Consider the following 25177-nt stretch of genomic DNA (forward strand, 5'->3'; position numbering starts at 1 on the left):
ATGCTCGGCAATCTCGATTTCGACGTCATCCGCCGCTCGCTGCCCTATCTGTTCTTCGAGGGTATGCGCTTCACGCTGACCTTGACGGCGCTCGCGGCGTTCGGCGGCCTCGTGTTCGGCACCCTGATCGCCCTGATGCGGCTGTCGAGCTACAAGGTGCTCGGGCGCATCGCGGGCTTCTATGTCGACTTCATCCGCTCGCTGCCGCTGGTGCTGGTGATCTTCTGGTTCTACTTCCTGGTGCCTTACATCGGGCAGTGGCTGACGGGCGCGTCGCGGCCGATCTCGGTCGGCGCGTTCGCTTCCTCTCTGATCACCTTCGTCGCATTCGAGGCGGCCTATTTCTCCGAGATCATGCGCGCCGGCATCCAGTCGATCTCGCGCGGCCAGCCGGCCGCGGCCAGCGCGCTCGGCCTGACCTACGCACAGTCGATGCGCTACGTCGTGCTGCCGCAGGCGTTCCGCAACATGCTGCCGGTGCTGCTGACGCAGACCATCGTGCTGTTCCAGGACACCTCGCTGGTCTACGTGCTGTCGATCCCGGATTTCCTCGGCGCCGCCAGCAAGGTCGCACAGCGCGACGGCCGCCTGGTCGAAATGTACCTGTTCGCCGCGCTGGTCTACTTCGTCATTTCCTGTGTCGCGTCCTTTGGCGTGCGCCGCCTGCAGGCGCGGATCGCCATTGTTCGCTGAACAACAAGCTGAGCCATCATGATCGAGATCAATCACGTCAACAAATGGTACGGGCCGAGCTTCCAGGCGCTGAAGGACTGCACTACCAGCGTCGCCAAGGGCGAAGTGGTCGTGGTCTGCGGCCCGTCGGGCTCGGGCAAGTCGACCCTGATCAAATGCGTCAACGCGCTGGAGCCGATCCAGGGCGGCGACATCATCCTCGACGGCATCAAGGTCAACGATCCCAAGACCGACTTGCCGAAGCTCCGCTCCCGCGTCGGCATGGTGTTCCAGCACTTCGAATTGTTTCCGCATCTGCGGATCATCGACAATCTTTGCCTCGCGCAGGAGAAGGTGCTCGGACGCAAGCATGACGACGCCGTGGCCACGGCCACGAAGCTGCTCGATCGCGTCGGGCTGAAGGATCACGCCAAGAAATACCCGGCCGAATTGTCGGGCGGCCAGCAGCAGCGCGTCGCGATCGCCCGCGCGCTGGCGATGAACCCGATCGCGATGCTGTTCGACGAGCCGACCTCGGCGCTCGACCCCGAGATGATCAGCGAGGTGCTCGATGTCATGGTTGACCTCGCCCGCGAGGGCATGACCATGATGGTGGTGACCCACGAGATGGGCTTTGCCAACAAGGTCGCCGACCGCGTCATCTTCATGGACCGCGGCGAGATCGTCGAGGATGCCAAGAAGGCCGATTTCTTCGGCACGCCGCGCAGCGACCGCGCGCAGAAGTTCTTGTCGAAGATCTTGCAGCATTGAGGGTTTGGGCGCTGACCTCTCCCTGTCGTCATTCCGGGCTCGCGCCAAGTGGCGCGCCCCGGAATGACGAGGGTTGAGGGTTTTCCCCCGTTAACAATTTGCGTATAGGAAGGGGCAAATCGCGCCCCGTCCGCAGGAGAACTCGCGTGGAAAAGATCGCTTACGTCAACGGCTCGTTCGTGCCGCATTCGGAGGCCAAGGTCTCGGTGTTCGACCGCGGATTCCTGTTCGCCGACGGCATCTACGAGGTGGCGGCGGTGCTCGAGGGCAAGCTGATCGACAACGCCTCGCATCTGGCGCGGCTCAAGCGTTCGGTCGGCGAGATCCAGCTGGCGCTCCCGGAGACGCTGGAGCGGATCGAGGAGATCCAGAAGGAACTGGTCAAGCGCAACGACCTCGTCAACGGCATGGTCTATCTCGAGGTCACCCGCGGTGCCGACAAGGGGCGCGACTTCGCCTTTCCGAAGGCCGACGTCAAGCCGACCCTTGTGATGTTCACCTCGGAAAAGGACATCATCAACGCGCCGTCCGCCAAGACCGGCATCAACGTGATCACGGTGCCCGACATCCGCTGGGAGCGGCGCGACATCAAGAGCGTGGCGCTGCTCGCGCAGGTGCTGGCAAAGCAGGCCGCGGCCGCGGCCGGCGCCGGCGAGGCCTGGATGATCGAAGACGGCAAGGTCACCGAGGGCGGCTCGTCCTCGTCCTTCATCGTCACCCAGGACGACGTCATCGTGACCCGGCGGAACGGCAACGAGATCCTGCCCGGCTGCACCCGCAAGGCCGTGGTCAAGCTCGCCGAGGAACGTCAGCTGCGCATTGAGGAGCGCGCCTTCACGGTCGAGGAAGCGCTCGCCGCCAAGGAAGCCTTCATCACCAGCGCCTCTGTGTTCGTGCAGGGCGTCGTCGCGATCGACGGCAAGACCGTCGGCAGCGGCAAGGTCGGCCCGATCACCGACCGCCTGCGCGAGATCTATGTCGAATTCGCCCGCGCGACGGCGGTTTGATCCATCCCCATTCGTGCTGTCATCGCAAGGCTTGCCGCCTCTGCAAAAGATTCGGCGCGCCCATGGGCTGAGGCCTCGTCGAAGCCTTGGCGTAGACAGGAGTATTCCAGAGACCGCGTGCTTGAGCCGAGGGGCTGCGGCGTACTGGATGCCCCGCATGAAGCGGGGCATGGCAGTGGAATATATGGCGGACAGTATCGCTCTCACGCCGCGACCTTCGCCTTCACCGGGTGCACCGCGCGGAAGGCGATCGCGATCCGGTTCCAGGCGTTGATCGCGCCGATCAGCGTGGTCAGGTTGACGAGCTCTCCGTCCGTGAACTGCGCGCGCACCGCCTCGTAGTCGGCGTCGGGCGCATGCGTCTCTGCAACCAGCGTCAGCGCTTCGGTCCAGGCCAGCGCCGCGCGCTCGCGCTCGCTGTAGAGCGGCGACTCGCGCCAGGCGTTGAGCAGATAGAGCCGCTGCTCGGTCTCGCCATGCTTGCGGGCGTCCTCGGTGTGCATGTTGATGCAGTAGGCGCAGCCGTTGATCTGCGAGGCACGGGTCTTCACCAGTTCGATCAGCGATTGCTCGAGGCCGCTCGCGGTGATCTGGCTTTCGACCGCAACCAGCGCTTTGATCGTCTCAGGGGCGGCCTGGTAGAAATTCATGCGGGGTTTCATGGTCGTTCTCCTTGGTTATGGGGTCGGTGAAAAGGGCTAATGTGCGCCGCCGCCGCCAGCGAGCTGGCCCGGCTTCTTCAGGAAAAGCGCCGCCACCAGCGCCACGATCAGCGCCACACCGAGCAGATAGAAGGTGTCGCTGAAGGCGAGGATGTAGGCCTGCTTCTGCACGACCTTGCCGACCGCCGCGATCGCGCGGTGGGTGGCGTCGGCGTGATCGGCAACGCCGTGGTTCAGGAAATACTGGGTCAATTCCTCAATCCGCGTTCGGGTCGCCTGTTCCAGCATGGAGACCGACTGCATCAGCACGTTGGAGTGATATTGCTCGCGCTTGGTCAGCAGCGTCTGCAGCGCGGCAATGCCGATTGCGCCGCCGAGGTTGCGCATCATGTTGAACAACGCTGATGCCGATCCGGCATTCTCCGCCTCAATTCCGGCCGTCGCAACCGCCGACAGCGGAGCGAATGCCAACGCCTGACCGACGGCGCGGACGACGTTCGGCCAGAGCAGCTGATCGGCTGCATAGTCGTTGGTCATGTAGATGTTCATGAAGTTGGAGCCGGCGAACAGCGCAAATCCGACGCCGATGACGATGCGGGGGTCGAAGCGCTGCATCAGCCGCGGCACCAGCGGGATCAGCACGAGCTGCGGCAGGCCGGTCCAGGCCAGCACCATGCCGATCTGCTCGGCGTTGTAGCCCTGGATGCGCGACAGATATTGCGGCAGGATGAACACCGAGCCGTACAGCGCGATGCCGAGCAGGAAGTTGGCCAGCATGCCGAAGCCGAAATTGCGGCGTGCGAGCAGGCGCAGATTGAGCAGCGGCTTCGCGACGGTGAATTCGACGATGAGGAAAGCGACCAGCGCCACGGCTGCGATCACCGACAGGCGGACGATGAAGGGCGAGCCGAACCAGTCGTCCTTGTTGCCCTCTTCCAGCACGGTCTGCAGCGCGGCGAGGCCGATCGCCATGGTGATGATGCCGAGCCAGTCGCCCTGGCGGATCAGCGACAGCTTCATCGGGCTCGGATCGAGCGAGATGTACAGCATCGCGATCATCACGGCGCCCGGCACCAGATTGACGTAGAAGATGTACTGCCAGCCCCAGTTCTCGGTGAGATAGCCGCCGATGGTCGGGCCGATCGCCGGCGCGAATGTCGCCGACAACGCGAACAGCGCAAGCCCGATCGGCTGCTTCGCCTTCGGCAGCAGCGTGATGATCAACGTGAACGCCATCGGGATCAGCACGCCGCCGGTGAAGCCCTGCACGGCGCGCAGCGCGATCATCTGCGGCAGGTCCTGCGCCAGCGCGCAGGCGCCGGAGAACACCAGGAACAGGAACGCGTTGGTGAGCAGATAGATGCGCACCGAGAACACCTGGGCGAGCCAGCCGGACAGCGGGATCACCACGATCTCGGCGATCAAATAGGAGGTCGAGATCCAGCCGCCGTCATCGATGCCCGCGCCGATGCCGCCTTGAATGTCGGCAAGCGAGGCATTGACGATCTGGATGTTGAGCACCGCCATGAAGGCGCCGAGCGTGGCGCCGATCACGGCGATCCAGGTTCGGGTCGGGATCGCAGGCGCGGCAGGCGCTGCGGAGGCGGTGAGATCAGTGGCATTGGCGGTCGGCTGGAGCGCGGTCATCGGGATCGTCCTTGCTTGCCGGCACAACATGTATTAGGCGGCCCGTTTCGATAATCCGGGAAAAACTGGAAGGATTGTCCTGTCTTGTTTGATAATCGACAGGGCTGCCACTGCGGCCCTTCGTGGTGTCGACGAGTGAGGTGAGCACTTCTGTCCGGCCCGCTCTCCCTTGCGGAGAGGGGGGCCCAGGCGCTGACGTCAATTTGCCGAACTGCTTCAATCCTGCCGACGCGTCACTTGCAGAAGGTGCGCAATCGCGATCCGTCTGATCTCGGCACAAGCGGCACCCCTCTCCCCAACCCTCTCCCGCAAGGGGAGGGAGCCCTTCCTCCCGCGTGCGCGCAACGAAGAAGGTCACAACAAAACGCGATCGATCGTCACGATCGATCGCGTCAAATCAGTGGAAGAGCATTTGAACGCTAGCCGCCGCTCGGCCGAGCCACCGACGCCAGCCGCCGCTTCTCCTCGCGCTCGGCCAGCACGGTGGCCTTGGTGTTGACGGTCGGGGTCGCCGACATGCCCGGTCGCAAGAGACCCGTGAGGCTGTGATCGTCGAGCACGATCTTCACCGGCACGCGCTGCACGATCTTGGTGAAATTGCCGGTGGCGTTGTCGGGCGGCAGCAGCGCGAATTCGAGGCCGCTGGCCGGCGACAGGCTGTCGACATGGCCTTTCAGCGTGGTGCCGTGAAAGCTGTCGACGGTGAGCTCGACCGGCTGGCCGTTGCGCACATGGGTCAGCTGGGTCTCCTTGAAATTGGCAACCACATAGACCGCATCGAGCGGCACCACCGCCATCAGCTGGGTGCCGGCCTGCACGTATTGGCCGACGCGGAGCGTGCGGGCGCCGACCGTGCCGTCGACCGGCGCGGTGATCCGCGTGTAGGACAGGTTCAGCTCGGCCTGCTGCTCGACCGCGCGGGCCCGGTCGGCCTGCGCGACAGCCTGGGCGCGCTGCGTGGTCAGCACATCGACCTTGCGCTGCGCTGCCGACAGCGCCGACTTCGCGTGCTGCAGCTGCGCGGTATTGCTGCGCAGCGCGGCGTCGGTCTGCTGCGCGCGTTGGATAGTGCCGGAGCCGGACTTCATCAGCCCGTCGTAGCGGCTCTGCTCTTCCTGGGCGAATTTCAGATTGGCCTCGGCGGCTTCGACATCGGCGGTGCTCTGATCGATGATCGGCTGCTGCAGCTCGAGCTGGGCATCGAGGTTGCGCACCGAGGCGTCGGCGGCGTCGACATCGGCCTTGGCCTGGCCGAGCGCCGTGCGGTAGTCGCGGTCGTCGATCTCAGCCAGCAGCTGGCCGGCCTTCACCGGCTGGTTGTCGGTCACCAGCACGCGGGCGATGTAGCCCGACACTTTCGGGGCGATGATCGTGGAGTCCGCCTTCACATAGGCGTCGTCGGTGGATTCGAGATAGCGGCCGGTGGTGAGGTAGTCGTAGCCAAAGTCGCCGGCCACGGCGATGCCGAGCAGGGCGGCGAGCCCAAGTGCCACCCGCTTGACCGTCCGCCGTGACGGGCGGAGGCCGATTTTGGCAGATTCTTCAGGGATATAGGTCATGGTCGACATGATTGTCTCCTGGCCGAACATTCGCGTCCTTCCAGAAAGGGCGCCGGATACGCCCCTTAGATGCAATGTCCTCCCCGCTGTGATAATCCCGATAAAACTGGAAGCATTATCAAGCCAGCGCTGATAATCCGGACCTTGCTAGATGGATCGCCTGACCAGTTTGACCGCCTTCGTCCGGGTCGTGGATTCCGGCGGCTTTTCCGCCGCCGGCCGCAAGCTCAACATGTCCACGACAATGGTGAGCAACCACGTCCAGTCGCTGGAAGACCGGCTCGGTGCCCGGCTGCTCAACCGCACCACGCGCAAGGTCAGTCTCACCGAGGTCGGCCAGGCCTATTACGACCGCTGCATCCAGATTCTCGCCGACATCGAGCAGGCCGATGAGGTCGCGGGCGCGCAGCAATCGGTGCCGCGCGGCACGCTGCGGATATTCACCAACACCCATCTGGTCCAGTTCCTGTCGCCCGCGGTGGCCGAGTTCCTGGCGACGTACCCCGAGGTCAAGGTCGATCTCACGATCGGCGAGCGCAACGCCGACCTGATCGACGAGAACTACGATCTCGCGGTGCGTATGACCCCGCCGCCGGATTCCAGCCTGATCGTGCGCACCATCGCGACCTGGCGCCACGTGCTGTGTTGCTCGCATGGCTATGTCGAGCAGCATGGCAAGCCAACGCTGCTCGGCGATCTCGCCGCGCGCAACTGCATGCGCCATGCCAACTACCCCTATGGCGACGAGTGGCGCTTTACCGACCGCAAGGGCACTCCGGCCGCGGTGCGCGTCTCCGGCAATCTCGTCTCCAACAGCGGCGAGACCCTGAAGCTAGCAGCGCTTGCCGGCGTCGGCGTCTTCCTCGCCGCGGGTTTCCTGGTCCGCGACGAGCTGGAGTCGGGACAACTGGTCCGGCTGTTGCCCGAATACCGGCCGGTCGAGCTGACCATGAACGCGATCTATCCGCACCGCCATCATCTCTCGGCGAAGGTGCGCACCTTCATCGACCTCCTGGTGCATCACGCCACCGAGCAGCAGAAGCTGATCAATCCATATTCGTGAGGCAGTGCGCGGTGAGCAACAGATCGCATTTCTCTCCGTTCGTCGTCCCGGCGAAGGCCGGGACCCATACGCCGCGGCGGGTGTTGTGAACGGGACTCGTCGTTCTACCATCGCGCAACAATGATCAGCTGTGGTTATGGGTGCCGGCCTGCGCCGGGACGACGTGGGTTTGTTGCACGGCTGGTGCGTCATACATCCGCATTTTCGCCGCCCGCCGCGCCATCTTAGGATGACGGGACCGGCAGCGTTGCGCTTCCTTCCGAGTCATGACCACCCGGCATCCCTTGCATGGCGCCGGCGTGTATGAAGAACGCCTCATCTACCGCCGGGGCTTGCCATGCCGCTTCGTTTCCTCGCATCGCTTCTGTTCGCGCTTGCAGCAAGTGTTCTGCTGCACACCCCCGCACGCGCCGCCTATCCCAATCACATCGTCAAGATCGTGGTGCCGTTCGCGCCGGGCGGCGGCACCGATGTCGTCGCGCGCACGCTGGCGCAGGAGATGCAGAAGGATCTCGGCGTCACCGTCATCATCGAGAACAAGCCGGGCGCGGGCACCATCATCGGCACGCAGAGCGTCGCCGCCAGCCCGGCCGACGGCTACACGCTGCTGATGGCGACCTTCGCCAACGCGGTCAATCCGAGCCTCTACGCCAAGCTGCCCTACGACGCGCATAAGGATTTCGCGCCGGTGGCGCTGGTGGCGCGTTCGTTCAATGTCGTCGTGGTCAATCCTGCTTCGCCGATCAAGTCGATCGCCGATCTGATCGCGGCTGCGAAGGCCGATCCGGAAAAACTGTCCTACGGGACCTATGGCACCGGCACCTCGGCGCATCTGGCCGGCGAGTTGTTCAAGCACATGGCGGGCGTCAATCTGACCACCGTGCCCTACAAGGGCGCGGCGCCCGCGATCACCGATCTCTTGGGTGGCCAGATCCAGGTGATGTTCACGACGGTGGCAAGCTGCGCATCGCTGGTCGAGGCCGGGCAGCTGCGTGCGATCGGGGTGACCTCGGCCGAACGCTCGCCGTCGTTCCCGCAATTGCCGACGGTGTCCGAAGCCGGTGTGCCGGGCTACGCTGCGGAATCCTGGTACGGCCTTTACGCACCTGCGAGCACACCGCCCGCCATCATCGACCGGCTCAACAAGTCCGCGGCCAAGGCCACGCAGGCGGAGGCCTTCAGGAAGCTCAGCGTCAATGAGGGCCTCGTGATGGTGGCCTCGCCCCCGGCCGAGCTCGACCGCTACTTTGCCGGCGAGGAGACCCGTTGGCGCAAGGTGATCCAAGACGCCGGCATCAAGGCGGAGTAGGCTGCCCGCCCGGCGCAGCGATCACATCTTTTTGCATCGCCATGCCGCAACCGTGATTCTAGACGCAACGAATGGTTCCTGGGGGCGTCGATGACGGGACGCCGGCAACACCGCCGGTTTTGATCGGACCCCGGGCTGGGGAATGAGCCATGTGGATTCTGTTGCTGCTGCCGTTCATCGGCTTGCTGTGGGTGCCGTTCTATAATTTCACCGAGCCTTCGCTGTTCGGCTTTCCCTTCTTCTACTGGTACCAGCTCGCCTGGGTGCCGATCTCCTCGCTGCTGATCTGGCTGGTCTATCGCAGCCGGCGGCCCGATGCCGACGAGCAGCGGTGAGGGGAGCAGCCCATGACCGATCATATCGCCTGGGTGGCGCTCTCCGTCTTCATCTTCTTCTTTGCCCTCGTCACCGGGATGGGTTTCCTCGCCGCGCGCTGGAAATCCGGCCCGGTCAGCGAGCATCTCGACGAATGGGGCCTCGGCGGCCGCCAGTTCGGCACCTGGATCACCTGGTTCCTGGTCGGCGGCGATTTCTACACCGCCTACACCGTGATCGCGGTGCCGGCGCTGGTGTATGCGGTCGGCGCCTACGGCTTCTTCGCGCTGCCCTACACCATCATCGTCTATCCCTTTGTGTTCGCCGTGATGCCGGTGCTGTGGAAGAAGGCGCATGCCAACGGCTACGTCACCGCTGCGGATGTCGTCCATGGCGCTTATGGCTCGCGCAGCCTCGAGCTCGCGGTGGCGCTGACCGGCCTGGTCGCGACCATGCCATACATCGCCTTGCAGCTGATCGGCATGGAGGTCGTGATCAAGGCGATGGGCCTGACCGGCGAACTGCCGATCATCGCGGCCTTCGTGATCCTCGCGCTCTATACCTATAGCTCCGGCCTGCGCGCGCCGGCGCTGATCGCCTTCGTCAAGGACATCATGATCTACATCGTGGTGCTGACGGCCGTGGTCGTGGTGCCGTCCAAGCTCGGCGGTTATGGCGCGGTGTTCTCCGCTGCCAATGACGCCTTCACGGCCAAGGGCGGCGCCACCGGACTGACGCTGAAGCCCGCTCAGTATCTGCCCTATGCGACGCTGGCGCTCGGCTCGGCGCTCGCCGCCTTCATGTATCCGCACACGCTGACGGGCATCTTCGCCTCGAAGTCGGCGGATACCATCCGCAAGAACGCGATCCTGCTGCCGGCCTATACGCTCTTGCTCGGCCTGATTGCGCTGCTCGGCTACATGGCCTATGCCGCCGGCATCAAGGTGACGTCGCCGAACGACGTGGTGCCGATGCTGTTCAAAACCTTGTTCCCGGAATGGTTCGCGGGCTTCGCATTCTCGGCGATCGCGATCGGCGCGCTGGTGCCGGCGGCGGTGATGAGCATCGGCGCCGCCAATCTGTTCACCCGCAATGTCTGGAAGTCCTACGTCAATCCGGACATCTCGCATGCCGGTGAGGCGTCGGTGGCGAAAATCACCTCGCTGGTGGTGAAGGTCGGCGCGCTTGCCTTCATCCTGTTCCTGCCGACGCAATATGCGCTCGACCTGCAACTGCTCGGCGGCCTCTGGATCGTGCAGACGCTGCCGGCGCTGGTGTTCGGCCTGTTCACCGTCTGGTTCCGCGCCGAAGCGCTATTGCTCGGCTGGGCGGTCGGCATCGGCTGGGGCACCTACACGGCATGGAGCAACGGGCTGAAGCCGCTGGCCAGCATCTCGCTCGGCGATGCCACCTACACCTTCTATGTCGGTCTCGGCGCGCTCTTGCTCAACATCGTGGTGGCGGTGATTGCGACCGTCGTGGTCGGCTTGATCTCACCCGCCAAGCGCGGCGCGGCGGCCTGAGCCGTCGTCGGTATCTGACGGGGCGGAGGTGAGGAGCGCGGTCAGCCGCGCCACCTCCGCGTTGGTCTTCTCGATCGCAGTGTCCTTCACCGGCCCATAGCCGCGGATCTCCATCGGCGCCTTTGCGATTGCGACGAGATCGGGCAGCCGCGCGCCATCGAGCTTGCCGAGCATGGCCTCGATCAGCTCTTCGTACCAGGTGATCAGCTCGCGCTCGGCGCGACGCTCCGCGGCATAACCGAACACGTCGAACGGCGTGCCGCGCAGTCCCTTGAGCCGCGCCAGCAAGCGGAGTGGCGTCTGGATCCACTGGCCGAATGCGCGCTTGCGTGGCCGGCCGCGTGCATCCAGCCGTGCCGGCAACAGCGGCGGCGCGAGATGGTACTGCACCGTGAAGTCGCCGTCGAATTCGCGCTTGAGGGTCTCGAGGAAGCCGGTCTGCATATGCAGCCGCGCCACCTCGTACTCGTCCTTGTAGGCCATCAGCTTGAACAGCGAGCGGGCGACGGCGTCAGTCAGCGTCTCGCCGCCGAGCGCGGCCTCGGCGCGACGGACGCGGTCGACCGTGGCGCGGTAGCGCGCGGCATAGGCCTCGTCCTGATAGTCACGAAGGAAGTCGCCGCGGCGCGCGACGACCTGATCGAGGGTCTCCGGCGCGTTGGCGTCGGCGTTCTCCGCTTTCGGCAAAAATTCCGGATCGGCAGAGGCGAGCCGGCCCCAGGCCACCGCCTGCTTGTTGCGTTCGACGGCGACGCCGTTCAATTCGATCGCGCGCGTCAGTGCGTCCAGCGACACCGGCACCAGGCCCTGCTGCCAGGCGAAGCCGAGCATCATGATGTTGGCATAAACGCTGTCGCCGAGCAGCCGCTCGGCCAGCGCGTTGGCATCGATCGCAGTGAGGTTGCCTGGTCCGATCACCCGCTCGATGGCGCGCAAGCGAGCCGGCGAGGCGAGATCGGCGTCGCGGAAGCGGACCACGTCGCCGGTCGGCATTTCCGCAATGTTCACTGCGGCGCGCATCCCCTTGCGATAGGTACCGGAGGCCTTGGCCGATGAGCTCACCACGAGGTCGCAGCCGATCAGCGCGTCCGCCGCGCCCTGGTCGATCCGGACCTGATGCAGCGCCTCGGGGGCTGCCGCCAGCCGCAGATAGCTCAGTACGGGGCCGAATTTCTGGGCGAAGCCGGTGAAGTCGAGCACCGAGACGCCGCGGCCCTCGAGATGCGCAGCCATTGCGATCAGCGCCCCGACCGTGATGACGCCGGTGCCGCCGACCCCGGTGACGAGCAAATCGTAGGGCTTCTCCAGTGCCATGAGCTTCGGCACTGGCAATGCCGCGGCGCGTGCCAGCGGATCGATCGCGCTTGCGCCCTTCGCCCGCCGCTTGCCGCCCTCGATGGTGACGAAGCTCGGGCAGAAGCCGTTGAGACAGGAAAAATCCTTGTTGCAGGTCGAGAGGTTGATCTTGCGCTTGCGGCCGAACGGCGTCTCCTTCGGCTCCACGCTGAGGCAGTTCGATTCCACCGAGCAATCGCCGCAGCCCTCGCAGATGAGGTCGTTGATGTAAGCAAAACGGGCGGGATCCTTGATCGTGCCGCGCTTGCGCCGCCGCCGTTTCTCGGTGGCGCAGGTCTGCTGATAGATCAGCACGGTGACGCCGGGAATTTCGCGCAGCTCGCGCTGCACGGCGTCCATCTCCTCGCGCGGATGGATGGTGACGCCGGCGGGCAAATCCGCCGGCGAGAACTGCGCGGGTTCATCCGACACCAGCGCGATCCGCGACACACCCTCGGCGCGGACAGAGTGCGCGATCGCCTGCACGCTGACCGGGCCGTCGACCGGCTGGCCGCCGGTCATCGCCACCGCGTCATTGAACAGGATCTTGTAGGTGATGTTGGCCCTGGCGGCGATCGCCTGGCGGATCGCCATCGAGCCCGAGTGATAGTAGGTGCCTTCGCCGAGATTCTGGAACACGTGGCTGTTGCCGGTGAATTTCGACGAGGCTGCCCAGTTGACGCCTTCGCCGCCCATCTGGATCAGCGACGAGGTCTCGCGGTCCATCCAGCTCGCCATGAAGTGGCAGCCGATGCCGGCCAGCGCCTTGGAGCCCTCGGGCACCTTGGTCGACGTGTTGTGCGGGCAGCCCGAGCAGAAATAGGGCGTGCGCGTCGCGCCGGGGACGGCGATCATGCGGTCCTGCTCGGGCCTGAGCGCGGCGACGCGGCGGGCGAGCTGCAATTCGGGAAACATCGGATCGAGCCGCCGCGCCAGCACGTCGGCCAGCATCAGCGGCGATAACTCACCGGTCCACGAGATCAGCCGCGCGCCGGTTTCGTCATGCTTGCCGACCATCCGTTCCGGCTTGGAGCCGGGATAGTCGTAGAAATACTCCTTGAACTGGCTCTCGATGATGCCGCGCTTCTCCTCGACCACCAGGATCTCGCGCTTGCCCTTCACGAACTCCATCGCATCATGCAGCGCGAGCGGCCACACCATGCCGACCTTGTAGATGTCGATGCCGAAGCGGCGGCAACTGGCCTCATCCAGTCCCACCAGCCGCAGCGCCTCCATCAGGTCGAGATGCGCCTTGCCTGTGGTGACGATGCCGTAGGTCGCGTCCTTGATGTCGTAGATGCGGCGGTCGATCGGATTGGCTTTTGCAAAGGCGTAGACCGCGTGCTTCTTCGCCTCCAGCCGCTCCTCGATCTGCGGGCCCGGCAGATCAGGCCAGCGATAATGCAGGCCGCCGGACGGCGGTACGAAATCCGGCCGCACGAACGCGCGCGGCGCGCGCAACTCGATCGAGGCGCCGGATTCCACGATCTCCGAGATCGCCTTGAAGCCGACCCACATGCCGGAAAATCGACTGAGCGCATAGCCATATTCGCCGAATGCGAGATACTCGCCGACATCGGCCGGATGCAGCGTCGGCATGAACCAGCTCATGAACGCGACGTCGGATTGATGCGGCATCGATGACGACACGCAGCCATGATCATCGCCGGCCACGACCAGCACGCCGCCATGCGGCGAGGAGCCATATGCATTGCCGTGCTTCAGCGCATCGCCGGAGCGATCGACGCCGGGGCCCTTGCCGTACCACAGCCCGAACACGCCATCGACCTTTCGATCCCTCTGCGTCTCGACCTGCTGCGAGCCGAGCACGGCGGTGGCCGCGAGGTCCTCGTTGACAGCGGGCAGGAATTCGATGCGGCTCTGCTTCAGCCGCTCGCCGATCTTCCACAATTCGAGGTCGACGCCGCCGAGCGGCGAGCCGCGATAGCCGGAGATGAAGCCCGCGGTGTTGAGCCCGGCGGCACGGTCGCGCCTGATCTGATCGAGCGCGATGCGCACGATCGCCTGCGTGCCGGTGAGGAAGACGCGGCCGCGATCGCGGCTGTAGCGCTCGGACAGCTGGTAGGCATCGAGCAGCGGCATCTGGCCCATGACTGACCCTCCGGGAATCGCGATGTCTGATGGGGCAAGGCTATGCCTGTGTGTCTGGTAGGTCCTACCTATCTGTTCTCCAGCGACCTCAGTTTCGGTATCTTTTTGCGCACAATGTCACATTATGGTATAATCTACCAAATTGGAGTCCTGTAGTGATCGAAGAGCAAGACGAGAAAATTCTCGCCGAACTGCAGAAGGACGGCCGCGCCACCAACCAGCAGCTCGCGGAAACCGTCGGCATGTCGACCTCGGCATGCTGGCGGCGGGTCCGCGCGCTGGAGGAGGCCGGCGTCATCTCCGGCTATTCGGCGCTGGTCGCGCGCGAGCGCGCGGGCTTTGCGACCTCGGCGATCCTGCACGTCTCGCTGGAGCGGCACGACACGAAATTCGTCGACGAGTTCGTCGCGCGGGTGATGCAGCGTCGCGAGGTGCTGGAATGTTTCGCGACAACAGGCGATGCCGATTATCATCTGCGCGTCGTCGTGCGCGACATGGACGCCTACAACAAATTCCTCGACGAGTTCATGTTCCGCATCCCCGGCATCCGCCATGTCCGCACCAACGTGATCCTGAAGGAGATCAAGACCGGCGTGGCGTTGCCGTTTTGAGGTGTACCGCTACAGCCGTGCCACATGCGCGCTGTCGTCCCGGCGAAGGCCGGGACCCATAACCACGAATGCGCATGATTGCGCGGCGCTGGAACGAGGAATCCTGTCCACGACACCCGCCGCGGAGTATGGGTCCCGGCCTGCGCCGGGACGACGATGTTGATGTAGCAGCAGACCGTAAGATGGGTTTAGCTTCTCTCTACCCATCCTGCGCATCTACGCTTCCGCCAATTTTGTCCGCATCAAGATCATGAACACCATGACATGGCTGACCAGCAGCAGCGGCACGTAGAGCGCCGGAATATAGATGCCGGCGCAGAACAGGCCGGGATCCGCGTTCTTCGTCGCGCCCATGAAGTAGGCGTTGAGAAGATCCAGCGTGCCCCAGATGTTGAAGAACCAGACGATCGGAATGGCTACCGGCCAGCGCCACGACAGTGCCGCCATCGAGAGCAGAGCGAGAGCTGCGGCGGTCAGATCGCCCCAGCCGACCGCGCTGGCAAACACCGGGTTCACCTCCGGCGACACGAAGCCTGTGACCATGAAGTTCATCCCAAGAAACCGGAAGGCATGAAAAGCCGCAAGCAGCCGGAGCGCCTCATGGCGCGGCCAGGTGCGGAGCGCCGGCCAGACATAGGTCGCGGCCACCACTGCACTCGTCAGAAATGCTCCGGCGACGCTGAGCAAGAATGGAATGTTGAGACTTACCGGCACGGTCGGCTCCCGTCTGACTGTCGATCCGCGGAGGCCGGACCCGGCGATCGGGTCCGGCTTCGGCGAGGCGCTCAGAGCGCGGCGCTCACGGCTTGGCGAGCAGCAGCCGCAGCGGCAGCAGCGGGCCGACCGCGATGTAGTCGTGGTCCATGATGTCGAGCTTGGACAGCGGCAGCCCTTCCATGATCGCGTGCGCCTCGGATGTGTCCTTGGCATCGAGCAGGAAGACGACCCCGCGCCCGTCGGACCGCGAATACCATTCGCGCACCTTGCCGCTGAGATAGAGCTGCACGGTCTGCCGGATTTCATCCGGCATCACGGCCATCACCTGTTCGCGGGTGACGCCGGCCTTGACGGTCAGGATCACCATCACGCCGGTGGTGATGGTGGAGGAGGCCTGTGCCTGTGTTTGGGCCTGGGCAAGAGAGGGAGCGGTCATGGAGGTTAAGCCTGTCGAGGTGAGGGTGAGGGCAAGGAGGGTGTGACGGATTGTCTTCATCGGTCGCAGGTCTCCGTTCACGACTGCCGTCGTGATGTCGCGTGGAGCAGCGCGCGTCGCGATGCTGCTGCCTGTGGCTCTGATGTAGGGCGGCTTCCCGCGAGCGACTATTCGCGATAATGTTGACAGGCCATGAAGCAGAACTTCACAGTCAGGCAGGGCGCGCTCGACGGCGTGGAGGCGTTCCTCAGCGTCGCCCAGCACCGCAGCTTTCGTCGCGCGGCGACCGAGCTCGCGGTGACGCCGTCGGCGATCAGCCAGGCGGTCCGCGCGCTCGAGGCGCGCCTCGGCGCCGTGCTGTTCATCCGCACCACCCGCAGCGTCGGCCTCACCGAGGCCGGCGAACGATTCCTGGCGCGTGCCAGGCCCGCGTTCGAGGAGCTGGTCGCCGCAAGTGGCGCCGCGCGCGAACTCGGGCAGAAGCCGGCGGGGCTGTTGCGTCTCACCGTGCCGCGCTCGGTGGTGCCGATCCTGCTGGAGCCGTTGATTGCCTCATTCTGCAAGGCCTATCCCGAGATCGAGGTCGAGCTCGCCGCCAGCGAGGAGCTGGTCGACCTCGCAGCCGGAGGATTCGATGCCGGCATCCGGATGGGCCAGTTCATCAACCCGGACATGATCGCGGTGCGTCTGACCAAGCCGTTCCCGTTCGCTGTCGTCGGCAGTCCGGATTATCTCGCGCGCCGTGGCCGCCCTAAACGCCCAGACGATCTGCGCGAACACGCGTGCCTGCGATTGCGGCGATCGAACGGCGGGCTCGCGCCGTGGTCGCTCAGCGACAACGGCCGTTCGATCGAGCTTGCCGTCTCGGGATCGTTCATCGGCCATGATTTCCCCACGCTGGTCGGCGCCGCCATCGAAGGCGTGGGACTGGCGCAGGTGCCCGCGCCGCTGGTCGCCGGCGCCGTGAGGGAGAAAAAGCTGGTGCGCGTGCTGGAGCCATTCGCGACCATAACGCCCGGCGTATTTTTCTACTATCCCGGCCATCGCCAGATCATGCCGAAGCTGCGCGCCTTCATCGACCATGTGAAGAGCAGGTCGGGAGTTGGGCGGTGAGCCATCCGATCTGACCTCCGATGCCTCAACTGGTTCAGTGTCGTCCCTGCGAACGCAGGGACCCATAGCCACCAACGGTTATTGTTGAGCGATGTCGGAACGACGAGTCCCTTCACTCACACAAGCCCCGGAGTATGGGTCCCTGCGTTCGCAGGGACGACACCTGGGTATGGAGCACACGCGTCAGCAATAGCGAGGGGGCACGCCCTCACATCTTCTCCTTCACGAAGCTGTTCCGCAATGTCCCGATGCCCGTGATGTCGATCTCGACCACGTCACCGTCCTTCAGGTCCGGCGAGGCGCCGTCGGTGCCCATCCAGATCACGTCGCCGGGCGACAGCGTGAAGTATTTCGAAAGCTCGACCAGGAACGGCACGATGCCGAAGATCATCTCGTTGGTGCGGAAGCGGCCCGTCTCCTTGCCGTTGACCCGGATCGCGGTCTCCATGCGGTCGAGATCGACATCGGTCTCGATCCACGGCCCCATCGGCTTGAACGTGTCGGCGTTCTTGGCACGCCACAGCCCGCGATCGGCCTTCTGCCAGCTGCGCTCGGAGACGTCGTTGCCGATCGTGTATCCGAACACGCAGTCCAGCGCATTGGCTTCGGTGAGGTGCTTGGCGGTCTTGCCGATCACCACGACCAGTTCGCCCTCGTAATGGATCTTCTCGGTCGCACTCGCCGGGATCACGACGTTCTCGTCATAAGCGATCAGCGCGTTCTGCGCACGATAGCCGATCTCGGGTCGATCAGGCACGTTCGGCACGGTGCCGGCCTTGTCGGCGGCCTCCTTGAGGTGCTTCAAATAGTTCAGCCCGACGCAGTAGAAGGTGCGCGGGATCAGCGGCAGCTCGATCTTGACGTCCTTCAAGGCGTGGGTCTTCGCCGTCTTGCTCCATTCACCGAATGGATCGCCGTTCACGGTCGTGACGGTGTCGCCCTCGACGAGGCCCCAAGACGTAGTACCCGCGGCGGTGAATTTCAGCCAGCGCATGATGATGTCCCTCTATTCCGCGGCCTGCGCGCGGGTCTTCCAGGCGCCCGCGGCGGGGCGCTTGAGCCCGAGATTCTCGCGCAGGGTCGCGCCGGCGTAATCCTTGTGGAACAGGCCGCGCTTCTGCAGCTCGGGCACCACGTGATCGACGAAGTCGGCGTAGGAGCCCGGCACATAGCTCGCCGCGATGACGAAGCCGTCGCAGCCGCGGCCTTCGAACATTTCCTCCAGCCGGTCGGCGATCTCCTTCGGGCCGCCGACCATCGCGTCCTGCACCTGGCCGCGGCCGGAGAAGGTGATGAAGTCGCGGGTCGAGGGATTGGTCTTGCCGGAGGTGCGCAGCACGCCATCGCGGATGCCGAGCATGCCTTGCATGCCCTGCAGCTCCTCGGTGGTCAGCGGCTGGTCGATCGGTTTGGCGCCGAAATCGAAGTTGAGGCCTTCGGCGAGCAGCGACAGCGCGTCGATCTCGAGTGGCAGCTTCTGAATCACCGCCATCCGGTCCTCGGCCTCGGCCTTGGTCGCGCCGGTGACCGGCGTGATCAGGTTGCAGAGGAACATCTGGTCGGGATCGCGCCCGGCCTTGGCGGCTTCGCCCCGGATCGCGTCATAGCCTTGCTTGGCGTTGGCCAGGTTGCGCGCCGCGGTGAAGATCACCTCGCCCCAGCGCCCGGCAAAGCGCTGGCCGCGGCCGGAGGCGCCGGCCTGGATCACGACGGGATGGCCCTGCGCCGAACGCGGCACCGTGAACGGGCCGCGCGAGGTGAAGAACGCGCCCTTGTGATCGAGCCGTTTCACCTTGGCCGGATCGGCGAAGCGGCCGCTCTTCTTGTCGATCACCAGCGAGCCGTCTTCCCAGGCATCCCAGTGGCCGAGCACCACCTCCATGAACTCGTCGGCGCGGTCGTAGCGGAGATCGTGCTCGAGATGCTGCGCGCGGCCCATGTTGAGCGCCTCGCCGTCATTGACCGACGTCACCACGTTCCAGGCGGCGCGGCCATTGGTCATCAAATCGAGCGTGGCGAAGCGGCGGGCGACGTCGAACGGCTCGAAATAGGTGGTGGACGCGGTCGAGGCGAGGCCGAGCCTGGTGGTGACCACGCCCATCGTGGTCAGCACCACGATCGGGTCCATCTTCACGCAGCGGATGCCGTATTCGACGGTGTGGGCGTGATCGTTGCCGTAGCGGTCGGGCATAGCGAGCCGATCGTCGAAGAACGCCATGTGGAACTTGCCGCGCTCCAGGATGCGCGCGATCTCCTGGTAGTAGTCCGCCGACATCGAATCGTCGCGCGACTCCGGGTGACGCCAGGAGCTCGGCAGATTGGTGCAGTTCTGCGCCTGCAAAAAGCCAACCAGCGCCATTTGCCGTGTCATGCCGTTCTCCTGTACCTGAATGCGTCAGCGAAGATCGAGGTCGTCGGTGAGCTTGTAGTCGGTGGCGAGCGCCTTGAGCTTGTCCCAGGTCGTATCCTCGATCTCGATGCCGTTCTTGCGCCGTTCGACTTCGCGCAGATATTCGATCTCGCCGGGATAGAACACGCCGCGGCTCCCTTCCGAGGGCGGCGTCGATTTCAGGTAGCGGGCGAAGTCAGCGACCTCGCGCTTGAAGTCCTTTAGCGGACGGAACGCCGCGACGTTGAACACCGCCATGAAGCAGCCGTCATTGTGACGGCCGGTTGGCTCGACCCCGAAGCCGAGGCCGGTCAGGAGGCCGCATAGCACCTCGACCATCGCGGCAAGGCCGCTTCCCTTGTAGCCTTCGCTGCCGCCGAGCGGCAGCAGCGCGCCGCCCTTGCGGTAGTCCGCAGGGTCAGTGGTGTCGCGCCCTTCGGTGTCGATGATCCAGCCCTTTGGGATGCTTTCGCCACGCGCCACCGCGAGCTGGATCTTGCCGGCCGCGACCGCCGAGGTCGCCATATCAAGATAGAACGGCGCCTCGAGATCGGAGGGCACCGCGATCGAGAGCGGGTTAGTGCCGAGTCTGGCCTCGCGGCCGCCGAACGGCGCGACATGTTTCGGCGAGCGGCCGGAATCGGCGGCCGCGATTCCGATCATGCCTTCGCGCATCGCCATCATCGGGTAATGCGCCAGCCGGCCGACATGGCTCTGCCGGAACACAGTGCAGGCCGCGACATTGGCGGTCTTCGCCTTTTTGATGGTCATCTCCATCGCCTTGGCGTTGACGTGGAAGCCGAACCCCCAATGACCGTCGATCACGGTCGTGGTCGGCGTCTCCTGCACCACGGTCCATTTGGCGCCGGGGACGATATGGCCGGCCTTGATGCGGTCGATATAGGTCGGGATCGCGATCACGCCGTGGGAGTCATGGCCGGCGAGGTTGGCGTTGACGCAGCCGGAGGCGACCGCGTTGGCCTCCTCCTCCGAGGCGCCGGCACCCCGGAGCAGCGCCGCGCCGATGCGCGTGAGACGGTCGGCCTGGACGATCGGCATCGGATTTTCCTCGCGGTCCGCCCACGTGATGCGCGGGTCTTGCTTGCTGTTGTCGGCGCCATGCTCTCAAAGCGCAGCTCGCCGAGCAAGGGCAGAATATCCGGTCCGCCATACCGCCAGCAGGGTGCTCCCGGCCAGGATTTCACTGAATGGAACGGTCGCGGTCGCGCTGCGGAATTTGGCTGCGCCAGTAGTGCAAGCCAGGCGGCTACCGGGTGCTCCGCCCCTCCGCCTCAGCCTGGCACATTTGCGTCCGTAATATCCCGGAAAACGGCCTCCGGCATTCGTCAGCCGTTTACTTTGTCTCACAACTTGCCGGATAGACTAACCATCACTTAGGCCTCTCGCGGGCAATGTTCCCCGGCAGATTGAAGGGGGTGGCCCTGGGGCCTTCAGGGATCGTGCAGTCGAGCATCGGGCGTACATTCGCGGCGTTGAATGCCACCAACGAAGCGATCCTGTACGCGAAATCACCAGAAGAGTTGTACGGCAAGGTCTGCGAAGCCGCGTTCTCGAGCGGGAGCTTCCTGGCCACGACCGTCTTTTTGCTGGAGCCGGATACCGGTCGGCTGACATTCGCCGCCGGTTGCGGTGACGATGTCGCGCGTCTGCGCAGCATCAGGATCTCCACCCTCGCCAACATTCCGGAAGGGGAGGGCGTCGCCGGGCGGGCGTTCCGCGATCAGAGCGCCAGCGTCAGCAACGACTATATCAATGATGCCCGTTCGGCGGCCTGGCGCAGCGGCCTCGCAGCGGCCGGCGTCGGTGCGGCGGCGGCGATGCCGCTGGTCTGCAACGGGCGCAGCGTCGGCGTCTTCATGGTGACCCGGCGCGAGGTCGACTCGCTCGGCGAGGAGATCGTGTCGCTGCTGCAGCGCATAGCCGCGAACGTGTCCTTTGCGCTCGACAATTTCGACCATGAGGCGTCGCGCAAGAGCGGCGAGCGGGCGATGCGCCGGCTCAACCGCATGTTCGGCGCCATCAGCGCAACCAATGAGGCGATCCTCCGCGCCAAGACCGAGCACGATCTCTATCAGAGGGTGTGCGACGCCGCGGTGTTCAGCGGAAAATCCTTCGCCACGGTGGTGCTGCTGGCCGAGCCCGACACGCACTGGCTGGAACCCGTCGCCGGCACCGGCGAGGCGCTCGACCTGATCACGCAGACGCGCTTTTCGACCGACCCGGACAATCTCTACGGCAAGGGAATCTGCTGCGAGGCGTTCCGGACCAAACGGCCGTGCATCGAGCACGACATTCCGATATCGACGGGCGCCTCGCAGGCGCAAGCCGGCGAGAGCGGTCTGATGGCCTGCGTCGCGCTGCCGCTCACCCGGTTCGGCAGGAGCATCGGCGTCCTGATCTTCTTCATAGGCAATTCGTGGGCGCGCGACGAAGAGATCATCGCGCTGCTGGCGGGCATCGCCGAGAACGTCTCGGTTGCGCTCGACACGTTCGGCCGCGCCACCGAGAAGGCCAAGGCCGATGCCGAACGCGAGCGGCTGTCGCGGATGTTCGCGGCGCTGAGCGCGACCAACGAGGCGATCATGCGCGCGCGGTCACGGCTCGAGATGTTCGAGCTGGTCTGCGCCGCGGCGGCGCATGGCGGCGGCTTCAACTCCACCAGTATCCTGATCGCAAAGCCCGGCGACGACTTCCTGGAGATGATGGCGGTGGCGGGGCCGACCGCCGAGAATGCGCGCCGCCTCAACGTCTCGCGCAGCGAGGCGCGTCCCGAAGGGCGCGGCGTTTGCGGCAGGGCGTTCCGCTGCCGACGCGCCTGCATCGACAACGATTTTCTCGGCGACGTCGCCAACAACCCGTTCCGCGATATCATCGACCGCGAGGATGCGCGATCGGGCGCGGCGTTTCCGTTGATCGTCGACGACGAGCCGGTCGGCGTGATGCTGTTCATCTCCGCCAAGCGCAACACCTTCTCGGCCGAGTTCGCCGAGCTGCTGCAGCGGCTCGCCGACAACGTCGCCTATGCGCTCGGCAGTTTCGATCGCGCCGACGAGAAGGCGCGCACCGAGGAGCAGAAGGAGCGGCTGAGGCGGATGTTCGCGGCGCTGAGCGCGACCAACGAGGCCATCATGCGGGCGAAGTCCCGCGGCGAGCTGTTCGATCTGGTTTGCGATGCCGCGGCGGTCGGCGGTCAATTCATCTCGGCCACCATCAGGCTGGTGCGGCCGGGCGAGGCCTTCCTGGAGAACGTGGCTGCTTCCGGCCCCGACCGGGTACGGGCCCGCGAAGTCCAGTTGTCGGCCGACGCGACGCGTCCGGAAGGACAGACGCTGACCGGCGTTGCGATCCGCACCCGCAGACCCTGCATCAGCAACGATTATCTCAGCGACTTCGGTCCTGACTCGCATGTCTATCCGGTCGTCCGCGACAGCGGCAGCAAGTCCGGCGCGGCCCTGCCGCTGCTCAAGAACGGCGAGGCGATCGGCGCGCTGGTGTTCCTCTCCGGCGAGTTCAACACCTTCAGCCCGGAGATGATGGCGCTGCTGCAGCGGCTCACCGAGAACGTGTCGTTCGCGCTGGCCAATTTCGACCGCGCCGACGAGAAGGCCCGGGCCGACGCGCAGAAGGAGCGGCTGTCGCGAATGTTCGCGGCGCTGAGCGCGACGAACGAGGCGATCATGCGGGCGAAGTCCCGCGCCGAGCTCTACCAACTGGTCTGCGAGGCGGCAGCGACCGGCGGCAAGTTCACCTCGACTACCATCGCGTTGGCGCAGCCCGGCAGCGACTATCTCCGCATCGTCGCGATCGCTGGCCCGGCCGCCGACGGCGCGAGCCAGGTGACGCTTTCGACCAGCGAGGCGCACCCCGAGGGACGCGGCGCCTGCGGCAGGGCGTTCCGGTCGGGCAAGGCCTGCATCATCAACGACTATTTCGCCGATACCGAGACCGCGGCGTTCCATGAGCGTGCTCGCCGCGATGGAACGCAGTCCGGTGCCTCGTTTCCGCTGATCGTCAGCGGGGAGGTCGTCGGCGTCATGATCTTCGTCGCGATCGAGAGGGATACGTTCACGCCGGAATTCGCCGAGCTGCTGCAGCGGCTCGCCGACAATCTGGCGTTCGCGCTCGAAAGCTTCGATCGCGCTGACGAGAAGCACAAGGCCGACGAGCGCATCGAATACCTCGCCTCGCATGACAGCCTGACCAATCTGCCGAACCGCGAGACGTTCAACGAGATGCTGCGCCACGCGATCTCGGCGGCGGACCGCCATTGCCGGCAGCTCGCCGTGCTGTTCATCGATCTCGACCGCTTCAAGGTGATCAACGATTCGCTCGGCCATGACGCCGGCGACATGCTGCTGGTGGCGATCGCCGAGCGGCTGCGCGGATCGTTGCGCGCGAGCGACGTGGTGGCTCGGCTCGGCGGCGACGAGTTTGTGGTCATCCTGGAGGACACCACCGAACGTCATGACGTCGAGCGCATCGCCGGCGAACTCCTGGTCGCACTCAGCCAGCCGATGCAGCTCAGCGGGCACGAGTGCCACACCACGGCCTCGATCGGGATTGCGACGTATCCGACCGACGGCTCCGACGTGCAGACGCTCACCAAGAATGCCGACATGGCGATGTATCTCGCCAAGGAGGACGGCAAGAACGGCTTCCGCTTCTTCTCCAACGAGGTCAGGGCGCAGTCGATCGAGCGCCTGACGATGGAAAGCGCACTGCGCCGCGCGCTGGAGCGCGACCAGTTCTCGCTCGAGTACCAGCCCAAGGTCGACATGGCGAGCGGTCAGATCAGCGGCGTCGAGGCGCTGCTGCGCTGGACCCATCCCGAGCTCGGCAAGGTATCGCCGGGGCAGTTCATTCCGCTCGCCGAGGAAATCGGGCTGATCGTGCCGATCGGCCGCTGGGTGCTGAAGGAAGCCTGCGCGCAGAACATGGCGTGGCAGCACCGCGGCCTCAAGGCGGTGACGATGGCGGTGAACCTCTCGCCGCGGCAGTTCGGCGATCCGAACCTGCTCGACGACATCGATGAGGCGCTGGCGGCGAGCGGCATGTCGCCGGCGCTGCTACAGCTCGAGGTCACCGAGAGCATGGTGATGCGCAACGTAACGCGCGCGGTCCGCGTGCTCGACGCGATCCAGAACCGGGGCATTCGCCTCGCGATCGACGATTTCGGCACCGGCTATTCGTCGATGTCGCTGATGAAGCAGTTCCCGATCGACACCATCAAGATCGATCGTTCCTTCGTGCGCGATCTGCCCAATGATTCCGAGGACGTCGCGATTGCGCAGGCGATCATCAGCATGGGCAAGGCGCTCGGCATGACCATCGTGGCCGAGGGCGTCGAGACCTCCGAGCAGCAGGAGTTCCTGCGCGCGCATGCCTGCGACGAGATGCAGGGCTTCCTGTTCAGCCGGCCGCTGCCGCCGCGCGATCTCGCCGAACTGTTGAAGACGTCGCCGGTGCTGACGTCGCCGCCGTTGCAGCCGTCGCTGGACGACGAGGCGATCGGTGAGGCCGGGTCGGATCTAGGGCGGAAACGCGCTGTCGTCTGACGGCTGCACGGGCAGGTCGCGGACGTCGGAATCGGTGGATGCGATCAAGCGCGAGAAATCATACGGCCAGGATGGTATGACCTGGCCGGCCAGGGTCTCGCGCAGCGCTGCAGACGCCTCCGCAAAGCTCGCCCCGTCGGGCAGGCAGAACCGGCGGGACAAGGTGGAGGGCAGCGGTTCGGCGGCATCGCGCATCTCGAATGCCGGTCCCCACCACCACGCCGGCGCCGGCGGCCGTTCCGTTTCGGCAATGGCGCGCCAGCGCGCGAACTCGTCGGCGATGCGGGCAAATTGCAGCTTGGCGGCGGGATGCATCGGAGGCCCTTCGTTGGGCTCAGATGATAGCATCGCACGGACGTC

The 25177-nt window shown here is 65.2% G+C and carries 20 protein-coding genes; 10 read left to right on the forward strand and 10 right to left on the reverse strand.

Going from position 1 to position 25177, the window contains the following annotated elements:
• The 3 genes from HAP47_RS08485 to HAP47_RS08495 all read left to right on the forward strand — a co-directional run bounded on the left by HAP47_RS08485 (window position 1) and on the right by HAP47_RS08495 (window position 2450).
• Window positions 1-693, forward strand: coding sequence for an amino acid ABC transporter permease (locus HAP47_RS08485; RefSeq protein ID WP_092126720.1), 693 nt, complete (start codon window positions 1-3; stop codon window positions 691-693).
• An 18-nt stretch (window positions 694-711) separates the two neighbouring features.
• Window positions 712-1443 carry an amino acid ABC transporter ATP-binding protein gene (locus HAP47_RS08490; protein ID WP_173638638.1) on the forward strand — a complete coding sequence of 244 codons (732 nt, stop codon included), beginning with the start codon at window positions 712-714 and terminating at the stop codon, window positions 1441-1443.
• A gap of 146 nt (window positions 1444-1589) precedes the next feature.
• A complete protein-coding gene (locus tag HAP47_RS08495) occupies window positions 1590-2450 on the forward strand; it encodes a D-amino-acid transaminase (RefSeq protein WP_173638637.1) in 861 nt (286 codons plus the stop codon).
• A gap of 203 nt (window positions 2451-2653) precedes the next feature.
• Here the strand turns inward: HAP47_RS08495 and HAP47_RS08500 are convergent, their stop codons facing one another.
• The 3 genes from HAP47_RS08500 to HAP47_RS08510 form a co-directional block, all read right to left on the reverse strand.
• Window positions 2654-3112, reverse strand: a complete 459-nt coding sequence (locus HAP47_RS08500) for a carboxymuconolactone decarboxylase family protein (RefSeq protein ID WP_173638636.1) — start codon at window positions 3110-3112, stop codon at window positions 2654-2656.
• A gap of 36 nt (window positions 3113-3148) precedes the next feature.
• Complete coding sequence (locus HAP47_RS08505) at window positions 3149-4759, reverse strand: MDR family MFS transporter (protein ID WP_173638635.1); 1611 nt, start codon at window positions 4757-4759, stop codon at window positions 3149-3151.
• Between the two features lie 419 nt (window positions 4760-5178).
• The gene (locus HAP47_RS08510) at window positions 5179-6327 is read right to left on the reverse strand and encodes an HlyD family secretion protein (RefSeq protein ID WP_173638634.1); all 1149 of its coding nucleotides are present in this window, start codon (window positions 6325-6327) and stop codon (window positions 5179-5181) included.
• A gap of 142 nt (window positions 6328-6469) precedes the next feature.
• On the opposite strand from HAP47_RS08510, the gene HAP47_RS08515 reads away from it, so the two are divergent.
• The 4 genes from HAP47_RS08515 to mctP all read left to right on the forward strand — a co-directional run bounded on the left by HAP47_RS08515 (window position 6470) and on the right by mctP (window position 10528).
• Window positions 6470-7381, forward strand: a complete 912-nt coding sequence (locus HAP47_RS08515; RefSeq protein WP_173638633.1) for a LysR family transcriptional regulator — start codon at window positions 6470-6472, stop codon at window positions 7379-7381.
• Window positions 7382-7718: 337 nt separating this feature from the next.
• Entirely contained in the window at window positions 7719-8690 is a 972-nt protein-coding gene (locus tag HAP47_RS08520; RefSeq protein ID WP_173638632.1) for a tripartite tricarboxylate transporter substrate binding protein, read from the forward strand.
• Window positions 8691-8839: 149 nt separating this feature from the next.
• A complete protein-coding gene (locus HAP47_RS08525) occupies window positions 8840-9025 on the forward strand; it encodes a DUF3311 domain-containing protein (RefSeq protein WP_173638631.1) in 186 nt (61 codons plus the stop codon).
• A gap of 12 nt (window positions 9026-9037) precedes the next feature.
• The gene (gene mctP / locus HAP47_RS08530; RefSeq protein WP_173638630.1) at window positions 9038-10528 is read left to right on the forward strand and encodes a monocarboxylate uptake permease MctP; all 1491 of its coding nucleotides are present in this window, start codon (window positions 9038-9040) and stop codon (window positions 10526-10528) included.
• Here mctP and HAP47_RS08535 read toward each other — a convergent pair.
• The gene (locus HAP47_RS08535; protein WP_173638629.1) at window positions 10499-13975 is read right to left on the reverse strand and encodes an indolepyruvate ferredoxin oxidoreductase family protein; all 3477 of its coding nucleotides are present in this window, start codon (window positions 13973-13975) and stop codon (window positions 10499-10501) included. The two genes, mctP and HAP47_RS08535, sit on opposite strands and share 30 nt — an antisense overlap.
• Window positions 13976-14130: 155 nt before the next feature.
• Between HAP47_RS08535 and HAP47_RS08540 the strand changes: the two genes are divergently transcribed.
• Window positions 14131-14586 carry an Lrp/AsnC family transcriptional regulator gene (locus tag HAP47_RS08540; RefSeq protein WP_173638628.1) on the forward strand — a complete coding sequence of 152 codons (456 nt, stop codon included), beginning with the start codon at window positions 14131-14133 and terminating at the stop codon, window positions 14584-14586.
• A 216-nt stretch (window positions 14587-14802) separates the two neighbouring features.
• Here HAP47_RS08540 and HAP47_RS08545 read toward each other — a convergent pair whose 3' ends face one another.
• Together HAP47_RS08545 and HAP47_RS08550 are read right to left on the reverse strand one after the other, a co-directional pair.
• Window positions 14803-15300, reverse strand: a complete 498-nt coding sequence (locus HAP47_RS08545) for a hypothetical protein (protein WP_173638627.1) — start codon at window positions 15298-15300, stop codon at window positions 14803-14805.
• 85 nt (window positions 15301-15385) lie between these two features.
• On the reverse strand, window positions 15386-15739 hold the full coding sequence (locus HAP47_RS08550; protein WP_231168809.1) for a hypothetical protein: 354 nt from the start codon (window positions 15737-15739) through the stop codon (window positions 15386-15388).
• Between the two features lie 192 nt (window positions 15740-15931).
• On the opposite strand from HAP47_RS08550, the gene HAP47_RS08555 reads away from it, so the two are divergent.
• Entirely contained in the window at window positions 15932-16852 is a 921-nt protein-coding gene (locus tag HAP47_RS08555; protein ID WP_173638626.1) for a LysR family transcriptional regulator, read from the forward strand.
• Window positions 16853-17060: 208 nt separating this feature from the next.
• On the opposite strand, the gene HAP47_RS08560 is transcribed toward HAP47_RS08555, so the two are convergent.
• From HAP47_RS08560 to HAP47_RS08570, 3 genes are read right to left on the reverse strand one after another with little or no spacing between them, the layout of a single operon-like run.
• The gene (locus HAP47_RS08560; protein ID WP_173638625.1) at window positions 17061-17846 is read right to left on the reverse strand and encodes a fumarylacetoacetate hydrolase family protein; all 786 of its coding nucleotides are present in this window, start codon (window positions 17844-17846) and stop codon (window positions 17061-17063) included.
• Window positions 17847-17858: 12 nt separating this feature from the next.
• Complete coding sequence (locus HAP47_RS08565) at window positions 17859-19223, reverse strand: LLM class flavin-dependent oxidoreductase (RefSeq protein ID WP_173638624.1); 1365 nt, start codon at window positions 19221-19223, stop codon at window positions 17859-17861.
• Between the two features lie 24 nt (window positions 19224-19247).
• Window positions 19248-20300 (reverse strand): Ldh family oxidoreductase, encoded by a 1053-nt coding sequence (locus tag HAP47_RS08570; RefSeq protein ID WP_173638623.1) that lies wholly within the window; start codon window positions 20298-20300, stop codon window positions 19248-19250.
• 401 nt (window positions 20301-20701) lie between these two features.
• On the opposite strand from HAP47_RS08570, the gene HAP47_RS08575 reads away from it, so the two are divergent.
• Window positions 20702-24817: a bifunctional diguanylate cyclase/phosphodiesterase gene (locus tag HAP47_RS08575; RefSeq protein WP_173638622.1), complete on the forward strand. Its 4116-nt coding sequence runs from the start codon at window positions 20702-20704 to the stop codon at window positions 24815-24817.
• Here the strand turns inward: HAP47_RS08575 and HAP47_RS08580 are convergent.
• Window positions 24791-25132: a hypothetical protein gene (locus HAP47_RS08580; protein ID WP_176396225.1), complete on the reverse strand. Its 342-nt coding sequence runs from the start codon at window positions 25130-25132 to the stop codon at window positions 24791-24793. The genes HAP47_RS08575 and HAP47_RS08580 overlap by 27 nt on opposite strands.
• Window positions 25133-25177: the final 45 nt, after the last annotated feature.

It is taken from the genome of Bradyrhizobium sp. 41S5 (genome assembly GCF_011516665.3).
GTDB classification, from domain to species: Bacteria; Pseudomonadota; Alphaproteobacteria; order Rhizobiales; family Xanthobacteraceae; genus Bradyrhizobium; species Bradyrhizobium quebecense.

Excerpts from the sequence above, each read along its gene's own strand:
- HAP47_RS08485 (WP_092126720.1), top strand. The coding sequence starts at position 1 with ATGCTCGGCAATCTCGATTTCGACGTCATCCGCCGCTCGCTGCCCTAT.
- HAP47_RS08490 (WP_173638638.1), top strand. The coding sequence starts at position 712 with ATGATCGAGATCAATCACGTCAACAAATGGTACGGGCCGAGCTTCCAG.
- HAP47_RS08500 (WP_173638636.1), bottom strand. The coding sequence starts at position 3,112 with ATGAAACCCCGCATGAATTTCTACCAGGCCGCCCCTGAGACGATCAAA.
- HAP47_RS08505 (WP_173638635.1), bottom strand. The coding sequence starts at position 4,759 with ATGACCGCGCTCCAGCCGACCGCCAATGCCACTGATCTCACCGCCTCC.
- HAP47_RS08510 (WP_173638634.1), bottom strand. The coding sequence starts at position 6,327 with ATGTCGACCATGACCTATATCCCTGAAGAATCTGCCAAAATCGGCCTC.
- HAP47_RS08515 (WP_173638633.1), top strand. The coding sequence starts at position 6,470 with ATGGATCGCCTGACCAGTTTGACCGCCTTCGTCCGGGTCGTGGATTCC.
- HAP47_RS08520 (WP_173638632.1), top strand. The coding sequence starts at position 7,719 with ATGCCGCTTCGTTTCCTCGCATCGCTTCTGTTCGCGCTTGCAGCAAGT.
- HAP47_RS08525 (WP_173638631.1), top strand. The coding sequence starts at position 8,840 with ATGTGGATTCTGTTGCTGCTGCCGTTCATCGGCTTGCTGTGGGTGCCG.
- mctP (WP_173638630.1), top strand. The coding sequence starts at position 9,038 with ATGACCGATCATATCGCCTGGGTGGCGCTCTCCGTCTTCATCTTCTTC.
- HAP47_RS08535 (WP_173638629.1), bottom strand. The coding sequence starts at position 13,975 with ATGGGCCAGATGCCGCTGCTCGATGCCTACCAGCTGTCCGAGCGCTAC.
- HAP47_RS08550 (WP_231168809.1), bottom strand. The coding sequence starts at position 15,739 with ATGACCGCTCCCTCTCTTGCCCAGGCCCAAACACAGGCACAGGCCTCC.
- HAP47_RS08555 (WP_173638626.1), top strand. The coding sequence starts at position 15,932 with ATGAAGCAGAACTTCACAGTCAGGCAGGGCGCGCTCGACGGCGTGGAG.
- HAP47_RS08560 (WP_173638625.1), bottom strand. The coding sequence starts at position 17,846 with ATGCGCTGGCTGAAATTCACCGCCGCGGGTACTACGTCTTGGGGCCTC.
- HAP47_RS08565 (WP_173638624.1), bottom strand. The coding sequence starts at position 19,223 with ATGACACGGCAAATGGCGCTGGTTGGCTTTTTGCAGGCGCAGAACTGC.
- HAP47_RS08570 (WP_173638623.1), bottom strand. The coding sequence starts at position 20,300 with ATGCCGATCGTCCAGGCCGACCGTCTCACGCGCATCGGCGCGGCGCTG.
- HAP47_RS08580 (WP_176396225.1), bottom strand. The coding sequence starts at position 25,132 with ATGCATCCCGCCGCCAAGCTGCAATTTGCCCGCATCGCCGACGAGTTC.